We start from the raw sequence: 19352 nt of genomic DNA, 5'->3' as shown, positions 1-19352 counted from the left end.
TCGCTGGTCGAGCTCGTCGAAACCGCCATCGACCGACGCGCACCGGTTTGGGGGACGGTTAGGTCAGAACTTGCTGCCCATGGCGGTGAGGCGCGCGATGCGGTCCTCAAGCGGCGGGTGCGTAGCGAAGAGCTTCGCCATTGCGCCCTTTTTGAGCGGGTCAGCGATCCACAGGTGCGCCATCGAGGTGTTCTGCTTCTTCATCGGGCGACCGTACTCGCCGAGCTTCGCCAAGGCTGAGGCAAGCGCGTCGGGGTGGCGCGTGGTCAGCGCGCTCGTGGCATCCGCTAAGTATTCGCGTTGGCGGCTCACGGCGAGCTGAACGACCGTCGCAATCAGCGGAGCCACGATCATGGCGACGAGGCCGAACACCATGACAACGGGGTTGCCGTTGCTGTTGTTGCCCCGCCCGAAGAACGCCATGCGCAGGAAGATGTCTGACACGAAGCCGATGGCCACGACGAGTCCGAAGACGATCATCGAGAGCCGAATGTCGTAGTTACGCACATGGCCCATCTCGTGGGCCATGACGCCCTCGAGTTCGGCGTCATCCATGATGTCGAGCAGGCCTGTCGTTGCCGCGACGATCGCGTGCTTGGGGTCGCGACCGGTCGCGAACGCGTTCGGGGCCGGGTCGTTGATGATGTAGACCTCGGGCATGGGTGTGCCCGTCGTGATGGAAAGATTTTCGACCGTGCGCCACAGCCTCGGGTGGTCGGATTGGCTGTTGACTCTGATTCCGCCGCTCATCGAGATGGCCTGGCGTCCCGCCGCGTAGTACTGGATCAGCGCATAGGCCGACGCAATGACAAGCGTGAGAATAAGAGCGGTATACCCATTCATGCCGTAGGCCACGCCCGCAAGCCAGCCGAGACCGGTGATCAGGGCGAGAAAAAAGATGATGATGAAGACGGTGTTGCGTTTGTTCTTGGCGATCGCGCTGTACATCTAGTGCTCCGTTAGAACTGCACGCGGGGCGGCTCCGCAATCGCTGCGGAATCGGCCACCTCGAAGAATTCGCGTTCGGTGAAACCGAGGTTCACGGCGAAGAGGTGGTTCGGGAAGACCTTAATCTTGGTGTTCATTTCGCGCACGCCACCGTTGTAGAAACGGCGTGCGGCCTGGATTTTGTCCTCGGTGTCGACGATTGCACCCTGCAACTGCAGGTAGTTCTGGCTGGCTTGAAGCTGCGGGTACGCCTCGGCGACGGCGAAGATGCTCTTCAGGGCGGTCTGCATGTGATTCTCAGCAGCGGATGCGTCGGCCGGACCTTGTGCAGACAGCGTCTCGGCCCGAGCCTTGGTCACGTTCTCAAACACGCTTTTCTCGTGCGCTGCGTAGCCCTTGACCGTTTCGATCAGGTTGGGCAGCAGGTCGGCACGACGCTTGAGCATCACCGTGATGTCGCTCCACGCTTCGTCGACGCGCACGTTGAGCGTGACGAGGGAGTTGTAGGTCGACCACAGGTAGATACCCACGATGGCGACGAGTGCGACAACGATCAAAACCGGGATGAGCCATTCCATGGCAGCGTCTCCTTGCAAATTGGCGAGATGTGTACGTTGGCACGGAGACATGAACTGGCCAAAAACGACCCCCCGTGCGTACCTGCCAATACTAACCGCGACCCCGGAGGCTCCCACCCGCTTCCCATGACACTCCAAGCAAGCTCAGGGCGCGCAGGGATTTCCGGGAAGGCAGGGCGAGCGCTGCTCAGCCGGGCTCTTCGACGTCGAGCAGGACCTCGTTGCGGCGTAGAAACCATGGCGTGAACGGCGGGTCGAATCGGGCGAATCTCGGTGCCCCCAGGGCTGTGAGGCCGGCGGCGCCGAGCGCCGCGTGTAACTCCTCGAGATGCTGTTCGTATCGAGTCTGAGTCCAGCGTCCACTGAAGCGGAGGGCACCGGCCAGGCTGGCGGGCACCGTGCGTAGGTGCACGGTCGGGTCCGTGGGTTGCGGCGCGGTCTCGGCCGTCATCGCCTTGGGCAGCACGAAAGCCACCCGGAACTGTTCCCCGGCCGCAGCGCCAGAGACATCTTTCACGCTCTGCTGCAGTACCGGCGCGGTCATCGCGATCTCTTCGGCGGCATCCGTTTGCACCACTGGCGCCGTCATGGCGACTTTACGAAGTGACTGGTTGGCGCCGGTGATGTACGCGAACAGGTAGCGAAAGGCCCGATTACCGGCGTCTTCGAATGGGCCATCGATGGTGACCTCGGCCACCAGATGCGCGGGGTATCGGCGCAATTCGAAATCCTCATATTGCTTCACAATTTGGTAGGGCTGTTGCTCGGTCACGCACCGAAGCTACTGCAGATGACTGGGTTCTCGCTCCCAAGTGCGGCCGTCAAGCCACTCACCAGCGTGCGACACCAAGACATCTGGCGCGATTTCATCGTTCACTGTCGCTTAGGCCACTGTTCTGTTCGAAGAGAATCCGCTTCGATGGATCTCATGAGTCAGAAACAGAACCGCGAGCGCCAAGCCCTGATCGTGATCGACGTGCAGGAGGGATTCAACGACACCGCTTTCTGGGGAAATTCTTCCAACCCCGAGTGTGAAGACAAGATCGAAACCCTCCTCACCGTGTGGAGGGCAAACGACTGGCCCATCATCGTCGTGCGCCACGACTCCGAATCGCCGGAATCAACGCTGCATCCCAGCCAGGACGGAAATCGGCTCATGTCCTTCATCGCCGACGCGGCTCCAAGTCTCTTCGTCACGAAACAGGTCAACTCGGCTTTCTACGGAGATCCCGCGCTGCACGAGTGGTTACAGGCGCATGACATCGAAAGCTTGGTTATCTGCGGCATCCAGACCAACATGTGTGTCGAAACCACAGCGCGAATGGCCGGAAATCTGGGCTACGACGTCGTGGTCCCACTCGACGCCACAAGAACTTTCGACTTAACGACCACGGTTCCGGGTCTGGGAACGATAAGTCGTAGCGCTGATGAACTCATGGCCACGACCGCATTGAACCTGCAGTCCGGCGGCTTCGCACGTATCGCCACCACCGAGAAGATCACAGCGTCTCTGCAGTGAGTTCGTCGCGATGACAGACGTATGGGTCATCGGAGCCCGCCAAAACCGCCCATTGTGGGCTTGACACGGCGGGTGCAGCGGCGGAGAGTTCGACCATGGTGAACGAATCCGCCCCCGCGGTCGACGTGACCGATCTGCACGTGCAACGGGGGAAGCATCCGGTGCTGCACGGGTTGTCGGTCAGTGTTCCCCGCGGCGTCGTGGTGGGCCTGCTGGGCCCGAGCGGATGCGGCAAAACCACGCTCCTGCGAACGATCGTCGGCGTGCAGGTGGTGCAGTCCGGTACGGTGACGGTGCTCGGCCGGGAGGCGGGATCGGCGTCGCTGCGCCACCGGGTGGGCTACGTGACGCAGGATGCCAGCGTCTACGACGACCTCACCGTGCGCCAGAACCTGCAGTATTTCCGCGCCGTGCTGGGGGCCCCGCGCAGCGACGTCGACCGGGTACTGACCCTGACCGACCTCACGTCTCAGGCGGGTCAGCTGGTCGGGTCGCTCTCCGGCGGGCAGCGCAGCCGGGTGTCGCTCGCCGGCGCCCCTGCTCGGCTCCCCCGATCTGCTCGTGCTCGACGAACCGACCGTGGGCCTCGACCCGCTGCTGCGAGTCGAACTATGGACGCTCTTTCATCAGCTCGCCGCGTCGGGAACGAGCCTGCTCGTCTCCAGCCACGTGATGGACGAAGCCAGCCGCTGCGACCGGCTGCTGCTCATGCGGGACGGCGAGATTCTGGCCGATGACACCCCGGCGGGGTTGCTGGCTTCGACCGGCACCGCGGATACCGAGGGGGCGTTCCTGGCGCTGATCGCGCGGCATCCGCTTGCCGGCCCCGGCGACGGGAGCCACTCATGAATCCGCAGCGCACCCTCGCGACTGCCGGTCGGATACTCAGCCAGGTGCGGCACGACCCGCGCACGATCGTGCTGCTGCTTGTGGTGCCGAGCCTGCTGATCGGGCTGCTGGCCTGGATCTTCTCGGACACCCCGGTATTCGCCACGATCGGGCCGGGCATGATCGCGCTGTTTCCCTTCATCGTGATGTTTCTCGTGACCAGCATCACCACCCTGCGGGAACGCCGCACCGGCACACTCGAGCGCCTGCTGTCGATGCCGCTCGGCAAGGGCGATCTCATTCTCGGCTACACGCTCGCGTTCGGGCTGCTCGCGGTGGCGCAATCGGCCGTCGCCGTGGGGTTCGCGGTGTGGGTGTGCGGGTTGGAGATCAGCGGATCGCTCTGGCTGCTGCTCGCCGTCGCGGTAGCGGATGCTGTGCTCGGCACGACCCTCGGCCTGCTCGCCAGCGCGTTCGCTCGCACGGAATTTCAGGTGGTGCAGTTCATGCCGGCGCTGGTGTTTCCGCAGATTCTGCTCGGCGGCATCTTTCTGCCTCGCGACCAGCTGCCCGATGTGCTGCGGGCCATCAGCGACTGGTTGCCGTTGTCACACGCGATCGACGCCCTGCAGGCGGTCGCGACCGACTCGCAGGATGCCGCCTATGTGGGCGGGGAACTGATCATTATCGGCGCCTGGATCGTGGGAGCCGTCGTGCTCGGCTCGGTGACGCTGCGGCGGCGCACGCCATGAGGCCGGTCAAGGGGCGCTGAGTCGGGTCTCCGCTCCCCACTCAAACACTCGCAACTCCGCGGAAAACCCGACCCAGCGCTACGTGTAGCGGTTCTTAGCGGTTGGCCAGGGCGTGCTGCAGCCAGCGGTAGCTCAGCTTGGGGGTGCGGGTGCGGCGGTCGTCGGTGAAATCGACGTGCACGAGACCGGTGGGCTGGGTGTAGCCGGCGTTCCACTCGAAGGCGTCGAGCAGCGACCAGAAGGTGACGCCGCGAAGATCCATGGCGGCGGCCGCACCACCGGGCGCGGTCGCGTCGAGCGCTGCTACGAGGTGTTCGGCCAGATAGTCGACGCGGGCGGGATCCTGCACCTGGTGGCGGGCATCCGCTTGGTCGGCGAAGGCGCCACCGGCCAGCGAGAGGTACACCGGGGGCAGGTCGGGGTAGCGTGCGAGAATTTCGGCGAGCGCCACGGCGACGTATTCGGGGGCGTTGACGACGCCGGCCGAAGTGGTGGGGTGTTCGCGGAAGGCCTCGAGGTGAAACGGCCACGACGTGATCGGGATCGCTCGACCATCGGGGGCCTTCAGCACCGTCGCGCCGGAGGCGACCCGAGCGGGCTCAGAATAGCTCAGGCCATAGAAATCGAGCGGCTGGTGAATCGTGCGGAGGTCCTCGGGGTCGGCCTCGAGCAGGGTGCGCAGTTCAACCGCGAACGGTTCGAGCGGGTCAGGGTAGTGCCCGAGCAGAACGGGATCGGCGAACAGGCGGTTCTGCAGCAGGTCGTAGAGGGCGGCGTAGGAGCGGTCTTGGTCACGGTCGGTGACGGATTGCACGGGGGTGTGCGAGTTGACGAGGCCGATGCGTCCGCGCACGTCCGCTGCGCGCAGGGCCTGCACGGCGAGTCCGTGTGCGAGCAGCTGGTGGTGCGCCGTCGGCAGCGCGTCGAACAGCAGGGTACGGCCGGGCGCGTGGGTGCCGAGCGCATACCCCTTCGTGGTGACCGTGGCCGGCTCGAACAGGGTGACCCAGGCGTCGATCCGGTCGCCGAACGCCTCCCCCACGGCGTGCGCATAGTCGGCGAAACGGCCCGCCGTGTCGCGGTTCAGCCAGCCGCCGCGCAGGACCGCTGGCAGGTCCCAGTGCGAAAGCGTAGCGCTCGAACGGATGCCGTCAGCCAACAACGCGTCAAGCAAACGATCGTAGAACGCGAGTCCATTACGGTTCAAGGCCCCACGGCCCTCCGGCTGCAGCCGGGTCCAGCCGAAGGAGAACGCGTAGGAATCGACGCCGAGGTCGCGCAGCAGGGAGGTGTCTTCGCCGTAGTTCTTCACGTGGTCGGTTGAGACGGAGGCGTTCGAGCCGTCGCGGATGCGACCGGGCACCTGGCTGAAGGTGTCCCAGACGCTGTCGCCGCGGCCGCCGTCGCGCGCGGCGCCCTCGATCTGAAAGGCGGAGGTGGCCACGGCCACCTCGAACCCGGTCGGCAGGCGGTCGCCGAGCTCGCCGGCGCGGTGTTCCCAGTCCCGGGCGGCGATGGCGCGATTCGCTGGTGCTGCGGGGCTGCGGGGCGTGGGATTCATGGTGGGTGCGGCTCTTTTCGGCGGGCGGCGCGGGGCATCCGCTTCTCTTGAGGGTGTCACGTTTACGACCGACTGACGGTAGGTTTTGGGGTCCGCGAAGAATTCCTCTGGTTTGTTACTCTGTTTGCAGGTGCGGGAGGTTGACTTTGCCGCCGACTACCCCTCAAATTGGGGCAGGGGGTGAATGTGTCCGCATCGGCTCGTACCGCAGTCTTGAGCACGTCGGCGCGCCCGCGGCACTCCCGCAGCGTTGCGGCGATCGCAGCCCTGTTGCTCGGCTGCGCCATTGCGCTCGCGGCTCCCGCGTTATCGACCGCACAGGCCGAAGAGACTCCGGCGACTTCGGCGCCGCAGACTACGGCAGACGAGACAGCGACCGAGTCAACACCGGCCGCGTCTACTCCGACCGCGACCGAGGAACCGAATCCCAGCGCGACGACCGGCCCGGCGCCGGCTCCGCAGATCAGCCACCCGAACAACGGGCAATTCGTCGGCAGCAACCGCACCACCGTATCGGGGTCGAAGGCTGCCAGCCAGGAAATCCAGCTCTTGTCGCCGCGCGGCGGTGACCCGCTGTGCATCGTCAACGACGCGTCGACCTCGTGGAGCTGCGACAACGTCTACCTGCAGAACGGACCCAATATCACGCTGCGGGTGGTGGTGACCGGCAGTCCAACTCTGAGCGCCGAGATCTCCGTTGCCGTACTCGGTGCCCCGACGGTGCTCGGCGGGTTGACCGGATCGGAGTCCAACGGCTGGGTGCGCGGAACCGGGCACCCCCAGGCCATCGTGACGGCGACCCTGCCGAACGGCGATACCTGCAACAGCACCGCCGACAGTTCCGGCGCCTGGGCCTGCCTGTTCTCCGGCCTCGGTAACGGCAGCCTGAATGTGACGGCCAGCCAGACGTCATCGTTCAGTAGACCGACTTCCTCGAACGCGAGCACACCGGTCGCGATCGTGTTCGACGTCACCGCGCCGGAGGCCCCTGTTGTAACCTCTCCGAGCACCGGCGCGCAAGTGTCCGTGGCCGGCGCCCAGTACTCCGGCACCGGCGAAACCGGCGCCACCGTGACGGTGTTCGCCGGCGCCTACTCGGTCTGCTCCGCCCCGGTGATCAGCGGAGCCTGGACCTGCTCGGCCGGTGGCGTGGCTGCCGGGTCGTACTCGGTCATCGCCGTGCAGAAGGACAACGCCGGCAATGTCGGACCGGGCTCGACGCCCGCATCGGTCAGTTATGTGGCTGAGAGCACGCCGACGCCGTCTGGGTCCGCCTCGGCAACGCCACCGGTCACGCCGACTCCGAGCCCATCGGCTTCGCCGTCACCGGATGGCGCGGTTGCCGCACCCGGCCCGACGGCAGAGCCGTCGCCGACCCCGGGGCCGGGGACCACCGCGCCAGACCCGCAAGCGGCGGAGCCGGAGAACGAGGGGGCTGCGGCATCCGCTTTTCCCGGCCAGTGGAATGACCCGACTCGGTTTGCGGCGGCGATCGGCCCGACGGGCACCGGCTCGCCGTTTCCTTGGTTGCAGGCCGGTCTGCTCGCCCTCGGGGCGCTCCTGCTGATCGCCGTACCGTTGCGCCTGCTCGCGGGCACCATCTCCCGCTCCCGCGGCGGCCGACCACTTCGGGCGTTGCCCTCACTGGCGGGCCGCAACCGGGTGCGCGAGGAGTACGAGGTCGCGCCCACCGTGCGGCTCAACCGCTGGTTGCCTGGCGGAGCGGCGCTCCTGGCGGCCGCGACGTTCGTCATGCTGTCCGGTCCGATCGTCGACCAACCGGCTTACCTGCGCCTGCTCGTCGCCGTGATCATCGGGCTGGTACTGGTCAATGCGGTGGCCATTCTGGTTCCGCTGTGGTGGAGTTCGCGCGTACTGCGGCTGCGCGGAACGGTCACCTTTCTGCCGCGCTACCTGCTGCTCATCGCGGCGGCCGCGATCGCGTCCCGCCTGTTCGACATTCACCCCGCCCTGCTGTTCGGGCTGCTCGGCAGCGTCACCCTCACCGCCACAACGGATGCCGTAAGCCCGCACGGCGCGCACCCCGCGGCCGCACAGCCCACGACCGCACAGCCCACGACCGCACAGCGCGGCCAGCTCGCCGCGGTGCGGGTGGGCGCGCTGGCTGCCTTCGCCGTTCTCGCCTGGTCGCTCGGCTCGCTGTTTCCCGCTGCCAGTGATTTCGTCACGTCGCTGGCCGCGGAGACGGGCAACACGATCGTGCTCGCCGCCATCGGTTCAGCGGTGCTGATTCTGGTGCCCGTCGGCCATACTAGCGGGCGTCGCATTCTGTCCTGGTCGCCGCTGGTCTGGACCGGTCTGACCGTCGTCACGTACGGAATCCTGTTCGCGGCGCTGTCACCGATGGTGGAACAGGTGCAGAGTGCGGGTACCGGCCTGACGCTGTGGATCACGGCGGCAACCTTCGCCGCGGTGTGCGCCAGTGCGTGGGCCTGGCAGCGGTTCGTCACGCCCGCTCAGCGCTAGCACGCTGCAAGCGGTATCGTACACATGTGCGCCTAGGAGTTCTCGACGTCGGTTCGAATACCGTCCACCTGTTGGTTGTCGACGCGCACGAAGGCGCTCCGCCGGTGCCGATGGCCGCCGACAAGAGCGTCTTGCGTCTCATGCGTTACATCACTCCCGAGGGCGCGATCAATGACGAGGGTGTCGCCGCGGTTCTCACCTCTGTACAACACGCAGCGGATGTTGCCCAGCAGCACAACATCGACGAGTTGCTGCCGTTCGCGACCTCGGCGCTGCGCGACGCGACCAACGGCCCCGAACTGCTCGACCGGGTCGAACGGGAAACCGGTGTGGCCCTGCAAGTGTTATCCGGCGAAGACGAAGCCCGGCTGACCTTCCTGGCAGTGCGGCGCTGGTACGGCTGGTCGGCCGGCAACATTCTGCTGTTCGACATCGGCGGCGGGTCCTTGGAGATCGCGGCCGGCGGAGCTGAGTTTCCCGAGGTCGCGCTGTCGCTTCCGCTCGGGGCCGGACGCAGCACGATCGGTTTTCTGCACCACGATCCCCCGCTGCCGGAGGAGGTGTCTGCGTTGCGTAAGCACGCGGCATCCGTTCTGCGCGATGCCGTTGACGCGTTCGCGCACCTGCCGGCCCCACACCACATTGTCGGGTCATCTAAGGCGATCCGTTCGCTGGCCCGCCTGGCCGGCACCACCTCCGATGGCGTCGGTGCGGCCGACCGGCTGCGCCTGGGGCGTGCCGAGCTGGATGACTGGGTGCCGCGGCTCGCGCGCATCCCCGCCGAAGCCCGCCCAGCCCTGCCCGGGATCACCGCCGACCGCACTTTTCAGATCGTGGCCGGAGGCATCGTACTAGGCGCAGCGATGGCCGCATTCGGGGCTGCCGAACTCGAGGTGTCGCCGTGGGCACTGCGCGAAGGCGTCATTCTTCGCTACCTCGACCGGCTGCGTTAGTATGCCTTTTCACACCGACTCATAGGAGAGCCCTGATGCGAAAACTGACCGCCGGCCTGTTCATGTCCCTTGACGGCGTCGTCGAATCGCCCAACCTCTGGCAATTCGACAGCTTCGATGAAGAGCTCGGCGCGGAAATGACCGCGATGATGGACCGCGTCGACACCGTGCTACTCGGCCGGGTTGGCTACGAACAGTGGGCCAGCTACTGGCCGAGCGCCGAGCATGACGACCCGTTCGGCCCTTTCATCAATCCCGTGCCGAAGTTCGTCGCCTCGCGCACGCTGACCGGCGAGCTGGCCTGGCAGAATTCCACGCTGATCACCGGCGACCTCGAAGAGTTCGTGACCGACCTGAAGAACACGGCGGGCGGCGAGATTTCGCTGGTCGGCGGAATTTCGCTCGTACGCCAACTGCTCTTCGCCGGCCTGCTCGACTCACTCACCGTGATGACGCACCCCGTCGTGGCGGGCGTTGGCCGTCACCTGTTCGAGCCGACCGATCCCCTGACGCGGCTGACGCTGCAGAAGTCTTTGACGACGAGCAAGGGCAACGCCCTGCTCACCTACGGCCTGCGCACCGACTGAGGGGACAGCACCATGACTTCATTTCCCACACCGATCAACCCGCCCGAGCTTTTTCAGAGCCCCGCCTTCGCGCAGGGCATGATCGCGCCCGCAGGGCCCACGCTCTACGTTGGCGGGCAGAACGGCACTGATGGCAGCGGCGCGCTGCTCGATGGGCTCGGAGCGCAAACCGAGCAGGCTTTGCGCAACGTGCTCGCCGTTCTGGCCGAAGCGGGAACCGGACCGGAGTACGTGGTCAAGCTGACGATCTATCTCGCGACCGGCATCGACCCCGGTGAAGCGTACGCCGCCACTGCCACGGTCTGGGGAAACCGTCGCACCGCGGTCACGGTACTAGCGGTCACCCCAGCACGCGCGGGCGCTCTCGTCGAAATCGAAGCCGTAGCTGCGTTCCCCCAACAAGGTCTCGGCGGGGGGGCGTAGTCGCAGGGCGGGCATACCGCCAACCGCCCCGCATCCGCTCTAGTCGCTGCGACTGCTTATCTCGTCGCCGTTTCACTGGTTGGCGCTCTGACCAATGCATCGTCTCTTGCCGCATCCGACTCGGTCGATCCCGTGTCGGTCGCCATTAGGCTAGTCGTCTACATGGCGCCTGGGAGACCAAACTTGCTGATCAGTAGCCTGACGAAACATTCGTTATTAGTATCGAACGTATGAAGACGCAACCTGTCATCCGATCGGCGGTACCAACGGACGCGGCGGCCATGGCACGTCTGCACGTCGCCACCTGGCAGGAAACCTATCGGGGCATCATGCGCGACGAGATGCTGGACGACCCAGCGTTACTGTCGACGAGAGAGCGCTTCTGGACGATCGGGCTCACGGATGATCGATTCGCTCACGATCGAATCGCGGTCGCGGAACAGAACGGCGACCTGATCAGAATCGCACAGAGCGCGGCCGCCACGGATACCGATGCGACATGGAGCCAGCAACTCAACGTCCTCTACGTGCTTGCATCCGCGCACGGCACCGGCGCCGGGAAAGCTCTCCTCGACGCTGTCATCTCTCCCGAAACAGCGGCGGGGCTCTGGGTAGCAGATCCCAATCCGCGAGCCCAGGCGTTCTACCGTAAGCACGGTTTTATTCCCGACGGTTCGTGCAAGGAAGAATACGGAATCAAGGAGATTCGGATGATTCGACGTGCGCCAGCGGAGCCTGACCACAAGGCAACTTTGAAGTGAAGGATGGTCGAAGCCCCCAGCGCAGCCCCTATTCCCAACGATTTTCGCCATCTTTCTTGGACGATGTCACGTGTAATTGTTGATTGTGCGCGACGTGCATTGACGCATGATTGGCCGGATGGATGTGTGCCGTGAAATGGTCCACCCCGTTTGATCGCAACCATTCGAGCATCCCCTGAGCGGCCTCCGACGCGAAACCGTGCCTTTGCCAGGTCGGTGAGATCACCCAGGCAATGTCGGCTACGAGTTTCGATCCGTCGTTCTCGACGGTTGCCTGCACGAACCCGATCGGCTGCATGCCATCACGCTGAATGACGACCCAGTTCAACCACCACTGCGAACCATCCGCCGAGTGCCCGACTGCCTGTGCCGCATAACGGTCTTCCAACTGCTCGAGCGACGGCGCTTCCCCGCCGGTGAAGTCATAGAGCGAGGGGGCGGCCAGGACGTCGACCATAGAAGGGGCATGAAGTACCGACAGCGGTTCCAGCACGAGGCGCGCAGTCGTAATAGGTGCAGATCTTGGCCAATCCATTCATTGAGACTTGCACAGTCCTGACGCACGGCGGGAATGTGCATCTTTGACTACGGTGTGCCGCCCGGCTGTAGCGCTGCTCTGGGACCGACTTCAGGGTTTTGTGCACCTCGACGGCGAACCATTCATGATCCTCAACCCGAATCTCTGGCAATGGTCGATCAGCGGACTGTTCATCTTGATAGCAGTGAGGGCCGCGCTGTCCGGCGGCCGATGTGCTGTTCGTAAGCGATCGTGATGGCCTGCGCCCACCACCCGTGATTTTTCAATTCCAGATGCGCGATTTCATGTTGTACCAGCGGCACGATGTCGGGATGAAAAAGCTCCCGGCCACCCATAGCGTCGATAACGGCAACCCATTCCGGCCATCCGCGCTGCGTCACTTTCACATATGGCCCGACGCTTTGTGGTTTGGTCATGGGCCGAATCTAGCGGATAGAGCTGGCATGTGGGCTTGTCGTCCCAGACCACGATGACGCCGGGCTGGTAAGTCAGGAAGAGGCTGATTATGTCGAGTGTGGTTGAAAATCGGGATCGTTCGAGCGCAACCGTTCTTGAGCATGGCGACGTTCGCTGGTGTGATGCCAACCTCCACGGCGAAGTCGTCGGCTGACATGCCACCTTCAAATGACCATCACCGCGCTCTGGGCAAACGGGGCACCTGAGGAGCCTGTTACCTAGTTAAAGCCGAGATCAACGCGAAATATTCATGGAGCCCTCACTGGAACTTGAAACCAATTGGGAGGCGAATGGCCACTCCGCGATCGGGCAAGTTCCGCATAAAATCAACGTTTTTGGTCATTTGAGTAGTGCCACAATCACGTCATTTTCCTACATTTGTGGGCAAAATGTGGGCAAACCCGAGAGCCTTTTTCGGTGTCTCTACCCCGTCAATAGGCCGGCATCAGTTCAAAGAGTCGAGCTGCACGATCAACGATCGCTCCTGCTGCGGGAACGGCTTGATCGACGTCGTCGACACTCGCCGACGGGCGGTCGAGGTCGGAATATTGCGTCGAGTTGCGGAGCCGCCGCATCCAGTCGAATTCACGAATTTCAATCTGCCGTGGTGGCTCGAGTTGAGCGATCGCCACTTCAAGCAGAACGGCGTGTGCACCCTCGCCGCGGGCTTTCAACCCTTGATTGACCAGACCCGCGTAAGGCGGCCTTGCTTGAGAAGCAAGTCAACCTCGGATCTACCGCGGTCCCAACGGTTGATCATGGGTTTTCCTCACGAAGTTCAAGGCTCACGATCGGACGCTCGATCAGTGTGCGCAAGAACGGGTCCGTGCTGGCGGCCTCCCACGCGGCCGTGCTGACTATTCGCACGTTCACCTCGCGCCCCAAATTGGTGCCCGCACGGCGTGCCGCCTCGTTGACAGCACCACGGGGCGGGTTGCCGACGAGGAGTACGTCAATGTCTGCTGGAGCATCCCCCGGCTCCCCCGGCTCCCCCGCACGGCGGGCGGCCCAGGAACCATAGATGAATGCCTGATCGATTCCGGATATCCCTGACAAATGCTGGGGTATCACGACAGCCGGCCCGTACGTCAGGGCAAGCAGTTCCGCGAGGGGCCGAAAGGCCGGCGTATCAGCGCGCACTCGCACCTCGACGGACTGACCGCGCTTCTCCGTGCTGGCAAGTCCCATCTGGACAATGCGAGAGACTTCTCGGTGAGCGCTCGCATACGGCGACTTAGCGGCGCGAGCAAGTTCGGCGATTGTGAATGATCGATCGGCATTGAGAAACAGCCGTGCGAGAATTTCTCCCTGCGCATCTGACCGGAAGAGCGGGCTTAACGCTGGCGCCTGTATGTTCACATACGCGATAATACTATCGGCTATGTGGATAAACAAGACCGGAGCGAGGGCAGGGGCACTCGGCACAACAACGTGTGCTGAAGTTTGTGCCGCAACAGAGTCTTGCGGTGTTCGTAAGGGAACCCTGAGCGGGAGGCCAGTTGTACATTTGAAGATCTCTTGTACATCAGGTAGGTGAAATGTACGATTGAAGCATGTCGACCACAGTCCCTGTCAGCGTCTCGGATGCACGCGACCAGCTCGCATCGATCATCGACCGCGCTCGCACCGAGCACGGGCCGGTCTTCTTGTCTCGCCGCGGGCGGCGAGTCGCGGCCGTTATCGACGTCGACGATTTGGAGCGCCTCATTGAATTGGCCGAAGACATGGCCGATATTCGTGCCGCTGAGGAATCGCGTGAAGAGATGCGTCGCACGAAAAGCGAACCGACTCCTTGGGAACAGGTAAAGGCGGACCTCGGCCTCGCATGACTTACTCGGTGAAGATCGCACCAGCCGCCGAACGGCAACTGCGCAAGTTCGATCCGCAGGCCCGACGTCGAGTTCAAGCAGCGATCGACCTCTTGGCAGACGATCCGCGGCCACCCAAGGCGATCCAACTCGTCGGGGGCTCTGGCGAGTGGCGGGTCCGAACGAGTGACTACCGCATCATTTACGAGATTCACGACGACCTGTTAATCATGCTCGTCCTCCGACTCGGACATCGTCGCGAGATATACGAATCCCGATAAGTGATCCCGCAACAGGAACGGCTTACGCGACGATGGTGGAGCTGTGGGTGAATCTTGTAGTCGTAATCAAGGTGACGTACAATTTTCTGTACGTGAAAGGATCCCAATGCGCACCATGACATATTCAGAATCCCGGGCGAAGTACGCCGAGACACTCTCAGCAGTGGTGGATGACCGAGAAGAAGTTGTTATCACTCGTGCAGGACACGAACCCGTGGTCATCGTCTCGCTCGACGACTACGAGTCGCTCAAGGAAACCGCCTATCTGCTGAAGAACCCCGCGAACGCGCGCCGCCTCCTCGGATCGATCGATCGACTCGAGGCCGGCCACGGCACGCAGCACGCCCTTGATGAATGAAGTTGATCTGGGACGAGGATGCCTGGGACGACTACTGCTGGTGGCAGACGCAAGACCGCAAGATCCTCAAACGCATCAATACGCTCCTGAGCGACGTTAATCTCAACGGCAATGAAGGCATCGGAAAACCCGAACCCCTCAAGCACGGCTTCCGCGGGTATTGGTCACGTCGGATTACAGACGAACATCGCCTGATCTACAAGGTCGAGAACGACGAAGTCCGTATCGCCGGATGTCGATACCACTACGGGCGCTAACGCAGGCCGTATGCGGAACCCTCTACGAGACGCCCGGACTGGAGTTAACGCTTGCCGGCGTCGGGGCCATTCTCGACCGCAAACGCTGTAATTTCACGTCGGTATCGCCTCATTTTGACAAGCCCAACGGCGATCAGCCCTCCCGCGACGGCAAGGTATAGGGCCCCTCGCGTCGGCTCTGTGCCGACAAGCAGGTTGGCGATTGAAAGCAGGCCCCAAAACCCGCCGAACACGGTCCACACAATGGCGGACGTGCGAATACGCTCGAGGGCCATTCTCTGCTGAATAAGCGAGGGCATGGCGGGACTGTACACCGGGCACTGACGCCATGATGTCCACGTCGAAGGATTTCTCGAACTTCGAGCGCACCATCGGAAGTCGAACTACCCGCAAAGGGAACCACTACAGGGCCACAACTCAGGCCACGATTATGAAAAGCGCGACTGACACACACGCGGCCACAGGCTCCCCGTCCGCCTGTTCCTCCTAGGCTGGAGGGGCAGGCCGGGGAGCTTTCGTATTCCGGCGGCTCAAACCGAGGGCGAGAATACTGATGGAATCCCTGACAAGTCACACCGACTACGGCGCAGTGAGCCTGAACGAGTCCGGGGTCAACCCCGACCCGATGGTCGAGTTCGACGTGTGGCTGGCTGCCGCGGAGCAGGCCGGGCTCTACGAGCCGAATGCCATGGTGCTAAGCACCGTCGACCCGGAAGGCTGGCCGAGCAGCCGAACCGTGCTGCTCAAGGGCCTCGACGGCAGCGGCTTCGAATTCGTCACCAACTACGCGTCCCGCAAAGGCCGGGCGTTGAGCGTTAACCCGGACGTCTCGCTGCTGTTCCCCTGGTATGCCATGCAGCGCCAGGTGATCGTCTACGGCACGGCAAGCCCCACGGATGCCGCCACCAGCGACGCCTATTTCGTAGGCCGGCCGAGGGCGTCTCGCGTCGCCGCGGTCGCCAGCGACCAGTCGCGGCCTATCGCAAGCCGCGCCCTGATCGAGGAGCAGGTACGCCGGGTGGAAGAGCGTTATCCGGACGACACGGACATTCCGCGGCCGGACGACTGGGGCGGGTTCCGTGTGGTTCCGCGCGCGATCGAGTTCTGGCAGGGCCGCACGTCCCGGCTGCACGACCGCCTGCGGTTCACGGCCGGTGACGCGGGTGGCTGGACGATGGAGCGGCTCCAGCCATAACCGCGGCCCGCGGCCGGGGGTTACTTGGCGAGGTCGGAGTAGTGGATCGCGGCCACATCCGGATGCGTGCGCAGCCGGCTCTTAAGCGCATTCTCACCGTACGTGGTGAAGATCGGGTTCTCCGGTTCTGCCATGATGCCTGGGGTCTCCAACTCGTCGGGCAGGGTGAGGAGCGGGATCGTCGCGTCGAATGCCGGCCCGAAGAAGAACGGGATCGTGATCCGGTCCTCGCCGATGAGCGGCGAGATCACCCGGTGCACGGTCGCGTTCAGGTAGACGTCGGTGGCCACCTCGAGCAGCTCGCCGATGTTCGCCACGAAGGCCCCATCCAGCGGCGGCGCATCGATCCGGGCACCGTCCTTCTCGACCTGCAGGCCGCCCTTGCCCGGTTCGACGCAGGAGTGTCAGCACGCCGGAATCCTTATGCGCGCCAACGCCCTGCTTCGGCGTCGGGTCGAACTTGCCGGGGTAGCGCACGATCTTCATCACAGTGAACGGTTTCGTCGCATCGCCGGCTTGGCCGCCCGATTCCACAACGACCTCACTCCGAAAGACGAACCTCTTACGGGGTTGATGGTTCAGCGTAGGCAACCATCTGTACCCGGTGCCCATATTGGTTAAGTCCAAGTTCGGCCTCGACGCCGACCAGGGAACGATGAAATTGCGTGGATGGCTCTTCCTCGACAAAACCGGCACTTGCGTAGAACAGGGCATTCCATGGGACGTCCGCGTAGGTTCGAAGCGAGATGCGGTGGTACCCGCGCTCCTGCGCTTGGATTTTGGCGGCCTCCACGAGCGCCCGCCCCCAACCCTTCCGCGCCTCCGCCGGCGCTACGGACAGCTGCTCCAAGTGGCACAGGCCGTCGACCTCGAGAACATGAACAAACCCGCCAACGTGACCGTCGTCGAGCTCGACGACAAGGATGAAGCCGGGCTGCGACGCACGAGCAGCTCCAGAGGGGGCGGCAGCCCAACCCTCCGGCTTGAGTGTGTTGATCAAGAGCTGGTCGGCATCGTTTTCAATCTTCTCGATGACGTCGAGGTCTCCCGATCGCGCAAGGCGAACTCAGGCTGACATGTGACCAGGGTACGGATCGGCACGTCAGGGGGACATCGGGCTGTGCCAGCACGCGAGGCGGGGTCTCGAGCACCTCGTGTTTGAAAGGGAACCCTCTGCGGGACGGCTTTCGTCCGTTTGCCGCAGCGAGGGGATCCCAGTGCGGGTCCGTGTGGATCTTGAGCTCGGCAGCGGCGGCCACCGCCGCAGCAGTCTCTGGTCCGAAGAGATGTACAACCAATGCGGCGATCATGTCAATTCCTGCCGCAACGCCTGAAGACGGCCATCAGCTGCGGTCCTCTACCCACCGTGCTTGAGTGACCCATTCGACGGACGAACCATACGACGTCGCCCATCAGTACGCACGTTTATTAGTCGTCGCTCGAAACCCGTCGAGCAGCCCGGCCGCGGCGAGCAGAGCGACCCCGGTGCACACCGACGTCACGAGTCTTGCCTCGCTCGCCCACGCTGCCAGCCTCTCGAAGAATTCGGCGTCGTTGACGAGCGAGCGAGTACCTCGTCCTCCAGGAACAAGAACGATGGAGGGAAGTTTCGCGTCACGATACCCAACGGTCGCCACGACCTCGGCACCCTGACTGCTCCTCACAAGCCCTTGAGAGGAGCCGACCAATTCGACAGAAAACGCCTACGGCAGCATTCCGAGTAGGCCTGACGGGCCAAAAACGTCGAGTAGCTCGAAACCGTCGAAGAGGACAATCGAGACGCGCCGGTGAGATTCGTCCAGGCCATCTGACAGCCCGAGCGGTTGGCCGTATCTGGGTTTGTCATTGCGCGGAAAACCACCCGGTCGCTCGCGATAGCTTCCGCAGACTCAGCACTGCCTTGAAAAATGCGATGAGTGCGACGAGGACGAGATCGCCTCCGGCCAACAAGGTCTGTCGACCGAAGGCTGCTCCACCCAGCGAGTCGGAGGAGCAATGTGGGCGGGCTGGACGAGAACGCCCGCAAGGGAAACAGTCAACGGGAGAGATCTCGGGTGGACTGCGTGAATTGCCGAACTCGCTGATTTTGTGCCACACGGGAAAGATGACCTGCCACCGAGTCCCTCTCTCAACAAGTAGACGAGGCTGCCGCATCCGGACGACTTCGACAGCTGCGCGGATCATTGGCATTGCACGGCGGTTCGGCCGGTATAGCCTGATCTCGTCGTGAATGGGGGCGGCCGTCAGATGAGAATGTCGACGTAAAGTTCGTGCGGTTGTTGAACATCATCGGCCGTGTATCCGACATCGAGCTTGCGGTTCCCGAGAGTCAATCCCTGCTCTGCAGCCCAGTCATAAATCGTCTGGTAACCGCCTGCGATGGTTGCCACCGAACCGTCATGCCGGTGGTGGACGAATCTTCCACCGGGAAGGAGCGCAACAGCCATACCATCAGGCACTGCAACGGCGGCGACGACAGCTACTGCTCCAATAATCTCGCGGTAACGGCCGTCGCCTAAATGGTCGCTGGCCTCGACGAAGACGCCTGTGCCTAAGGCGGGCAGCTCGTCTTGACGGGAAAACAGCTCGCGCCAGGCCGCAGGCATCTCGGAGCGTAGCTGGCCGAAGTAAGCGACAACTTCGATTCCGATGACGGCAGTCTCACCAAGTTCAACAATCTCCATTGGTCCCTCCCAGGCTTGGCCCCGAACGATTTACTCGTGTATCCCAGAATGGTAGGGCCTCGCCACTCTAACCAGAGGGACTGTTGTCGGTTTGATGGCCTGAATGGTCGGATCCAGATCCGTAGGCAGATGGTCATCAGACAGAAAGTTCACTTCGACCGGTGCACACAATTCTGCCAACACACACGACTGATCTCACAGGAGAAAAACCTGAAATACAAGCAATTCACACTCATCCGTTCCCCCAAACGATCATCCTCGAATTTGTCTATGGATAGCCAGAGTTGAAGAATGCCACCACCCACCACCGACCGTAAGCCGAACGGTCAACGGACACCCCAACGTCCGGGAGTGGATCTCGCCGTGGAGGGCAGTTTC

The 19352-nt window shown here is 63.4% G+C and carries 24 protein-coding genes and 2 pseudogenes; 13 read left to right on the top strand and 13 right to left on the bottom strand.

The window, feature by feature from the left end; all coding sequences use genetic code 11:
- Positions 1-63: 63 nt before the first annotated feature.
- The 3 genes from CXY77_RS13090 to CXY77_RS13080 form a co-directional block, all read right to left on the bottom strand.
- A complete protein-coding gene (locus CXY77_RS13090; protein WP_092340685.1) occupies positions 64-948 on the bottom strand; it encodes a M48 family metalloprotease in 885 nt (294 codons plus the stop codon).
- An 11-nt stretch (positions 949-959) separates the two neighbouring features.
- A complete protein-coding gene (locus tag CXY77_RS13085; protein WP_092108227.1) occupies positions 960-1526 on the bottom strand; it encodes a LemA family protein in 567 nt (188 codons plus the stop codon).
- A gap of 187 nt (positions 1527-1713) precedes the next feature.
- Positions 1714-2298, bottom strand: a complete 585-nt coding sequence (locus CXY77_RS13080; RefSeq protein ID WP_104130208.1) for a heme-binding protein — start codon at positions 2296-2298, stop codon at positions 1714-1716.
- Between the two features lie 156 nt (positions 2299-2454).
- Here CXY77_RS13080 and CXY77_RS13075 point away from each other — a divergent pair, with 156 nt between their 5' ends.
- From CXY77_RS13075 to CXY77_RS13065, 3 genes and pseudogenes are all read left to right on the top strand, one after another.
- Entirely contained in the window at positions 2455-3045 is a 591-nt protein-coding gene (locus CXY77_RS13075) for a cysteine hydrolase family protein (RefSeq protein WP_092340790.1), read from the top strand.
- Positions 3046-3140: 95 nt separating this feature from the next.
- Positions 3141-3894, top strand: a pseudogene (locus CXY77_RS13070) (ABC transporter ATP-binding protein).
- Positions 3891-4625, top strand: a complete 735-nt coding sequence (locus CXY77_RS13065; RefSeq protein ID WP_104130207.1) for an ABC transporter permease — start codon at positions 3891-3893, stop codon at positions 4623-4625. Before CXY77_RS13070 ends, CXY77_RS13065 begins: the two are co-directional and overlap by 4 nt.
- A 94-nt stretch (positions 4626-4719) precedes the next feature.
- Here CXY77_RS13065 and CXY77_RS13060 read toward each other — a convergent pair whose 3' ends face one another.
- On the bottom strand, positions 4720-6186 hold the full coding sequence (locus CXY77_RS13060; RefSeq protein WP_104130206.1) for a glycoside hydrolase family 1 protein: 1467 nt from the start codon (positions 6184-6186) through the stop codon (positions 4720-4722).
- Between the two features lie 186 nt (positions 6187-6372).
- Between CXY77_RS13060 and CXY77_RS13055 the strand changes: the two genes are divergently transcribed.
- The 5 genes from CXY77_RS13055 (at position 6373) to CXY77_RS13035 (ending at position 11397) form a co-directional block, all read left to right on the top strand.
- Positions 6373-8673 carry a hypothetical protein gene (locus CXY77_RS13055; RefSeq protein ID WP_140425529.1) on the top strand — a complete coding sequence of 767 codons (2301 nt, stop codon included), beginning with the start codon at positions 6373-6375 and terminating at the stop codon, positions 8671-8673.
- A 26-nt stretch (positions 8674-8699) separates the two neighbouring features.
- On the top strand, positions 8700-9626 hold the full coding sequence (locus CXY77_RS13050) for a Ppx/GppA phosphatase family protein (RefSeq protein ID WP_092340679.1): 927 nt from the start codon (positions 8700-8702) through the stop codon (positions 9624-9626).
- Positions 9627-9661: 35 nt separating this feature from the next.
- Positions 9662-10213, top strand: a complete 552-nt coding sequence (locus CXY77_RS13045; RefSeq protein WP_104089328.1) for a dihydrofolate reductase family protein — start codon at positions 9662-9664, stop codon at positions 10211-10213.
- A gap of 12 nt (positions 10214-10225) precedes the next feature.
- On the top strand, positions 10226-10636 hold the full coding sequence (locus CXY77_RS13040) for a RidA family protein (RefSeq protein WP_092340677.1): 411 nt from the start codon (positions 10226-10228) through the stop codon (positions 10634-10636).
- 230 nt (positions 10637-10866) lie between these two features.
- Positions 10867-11397 (top strand): GNAT family N-acetyltransferase, encoded by a 531-nt coding sequence (locus CXY77_RS13035; RefSeq protein ID WP_199181923.1) that lies wholly within the window; start codon positions 10867-10869, stop codon positions 11395-11397.
- 28 nt (positions 11398-11425) lie between these two features.
- Here CXY77_RS13035 and CXY77_RS13030 read toward each other — a convergent pair whose 3' ends face one another.
- The 4 genes from CXY77_RS13030 to CXY77_RS19950 all read right to left on the bottom strand — a co-directional run bounded on the left by CXY77_RS13030 (position 11426) and on the right by CXY77_RS19950 (position 13579).
- Positions 11426-11890, bottom strand: a complete 465-nt coding sequence (locus CXY77_RS13030; protein WP_158252834.1) for a GNAT family N-acetyltransferase — start codon at positions 11888-11890, stop codon at positions 11426-11428.
- Between the two features lie 215 nt (positions 11891-12105).
- Positions 12106-12351, bottom strand: a complete 246-nt coding sequence (locus CXY77_RS20175; protein ID WP_158252833.1) for a hypothetical protein — start codon at positions 12349-12351, stop codon at positions 12106-12108.
- Positions 12352-12836: 485 nt separating this feature from the next.
- The gene (locus CXY77_RS20170; protein ID WP_158252832.1) at positions 12837-12980 is read right to left on the bottom strand and encodes a hypothetical protein; all 144 of its coding nucleotides are present in this window, start codon (positions 12978-12980) and stop codon (positions 12837-12839) included.
- A gap of 167 nt (positions 12981-13147) precedes the next feature.
- Positions 13148-13579: an ArsR family transcriptional regulator gene (locus CXY77_RS19950; RefSeq protein ID WP_140425528.1), complete on the bottom strand. Its 432-nt coding sequence runs from the start codon at positions 13577-13579 to the stop codon at positions 13148-13150.
- Positions 13580-13944: 365 nt separating this feature from the next.
- Here CXY77_RS19950 and CXY77_RS13010 point away from each other — a divergent pair, with 365 nt between their 5' ends.
- The 4 genes from CXY77_RS13010 to CXY77_RS12995 all read left to right on the top strand — a co-directional run bounded on the left by CXY77_RS13010 (position 13945) and on the right by CXY77_RS12995 (position 15095).
- Positions 13945-14220: a type II toxin-antitoxin system Phd/YefM family antitoxin gene (locus tag CXY77_RS13010; protein ID WP_104130202.1), complete on the top strand. Its 276-nt coding sequence runs from the start codon at positions 13945-13947 to the stop codon at positions 14218-14220.
- An 8-nt stretch (positions 14221-14228) separates the two neighbouring features.
- A complete protein-coding gene (locus CXY77_RS13005) occupies positions 14229-14480 on the top strand; it encodes a type II toxin-antitoxin system RelE/ParE family toxin (RefSeq protein WP_369827295.1) in 252 nt (83 codons plus the stop codon).
- A 106-nt stretch (positions 14481-14586) separates the two neighbouring features.
- On the top strand, positions 14587-14838 hold the full coding sequence (locus CXY77_RS13000) for a type II toxin-antitoxin system Phd/YefM family antitoxin (protein WP_092340671.1): 252 nt from the start codon (positions 14587-14589) through the stop codon (positions 14836-14838).
- The gene (locus tag CXY77_RS12995) at positions 14835-15095 is read left to right on the top strand and encodes a Txe/YoeB family addiction module toxin (protein ID WP_104130201.1); all 261 of its coding nucleotides are present in this window, start codon (positions 14835-14837) and stop codon (positions 15093-15095) included. Before CXY77_RS13000 ends, CXY77_RS12995 begins: the two co-directional genes overlap by 4 nt.
- A gap of 44 nt (positions 15096-15139) precedes the next feature.
- Here CXY77_RS12995 and CXY77_RS12990 read toward each other — a convergent pair whose 3' ends face one another.
- On the bottom strand, positions 15140-15394 hold the full coding sequence (locus CXY77_RS12990) for a hypothetical protein (RefSeq protein ID WP_140425527.1): 255 nt from the start codon (positions 15392-15394) through the stop codon (positions 15140-15142).
- A gap of 254 nt (positions 15395-15648) precedes the next feature.
- Between CXY77_RS12990 and pdxH the strand changes: the two genes are divergently transcribed.
- Positions 15649-16290 carry a pyridoxamine 5'-phosphate oxidase gene (gene pdxH / locus CXY77_RS12985; RefSeq protein ID WP_233197393.1) on the top strand — a complete coding sequence of 214 codons (642 nt, stop codon included), beginning with the start codon at positions 15649-15651 and terminating at the stop codon, positions 16288-16290.
- A gap of 20 nt (positions 16291-16310) precedes the next feature.
- Here the strand turns inward: pdxH and CXY77_RS12980 are convergent.
- From CXY77_RS12980 to CXY77_RS12965, 4 genes and pseudogenes are all read right to left on the bottom strand, one after another.
- Positions 16311-16791 (bottom strand): annotated as a pseudogene (locus tag CXY77_RS12980) (2OG-Fe(II) oxygenase family protein); the annotation flags it as partial.
- 61 nt (positions 16792-16852) lie between these two features.
- The gene (locus CXY77_RS12975; protein WP_233197392.1) at positions 16853-17290 is read right to left on the bottom strand and encodes a GNAT family N-acetyltransferase; all 438 of its coding nucleotides are present in this window, start codon (positions 17288-17290) and stop codon (positions 16853-16855) included.
- Positions 17291-17702: 412 nt separating this feature from the next.
- Positions 17703-17978: a DJ-1/PfpI family protein gene (locus CXY77_RS12970; RefSeq protein ID WP_255410028.1), complete on the bottom strand. Its 276-nt coding sequence runs from the start codon at positions 17976-17978 to the stop codon at positions 17703-17705.
- Between the two features lie 555 nt (positions 17979-18533).
- Positions 18534-18974 (bottom strand): GyrI-like domain-containing protein, encoded by a 441-nt coding sequence (locus tag CXY77_RS12965; RefSeq protein WP_104130198.1) that lies wholly within the window; start codon positions 18972-18974, stop codon positions 18534-18536.
- Positions 18975-19352: the final 378 nt, after the last annotated feature.

The sequence above is a fragment of the Cryobacterium sp. N21 genome, assembly GCF_002929575.1.
Classification (GTDB): Bacteria; Actinomycetota; Actinomycetes; order Actinomycetales; family Microbacteriaceae; genus Cryobacterium; species Cryobacterium flavum.
This window is presented reverse-complemented; position numbering and strand designations above follow the sequence as displayed.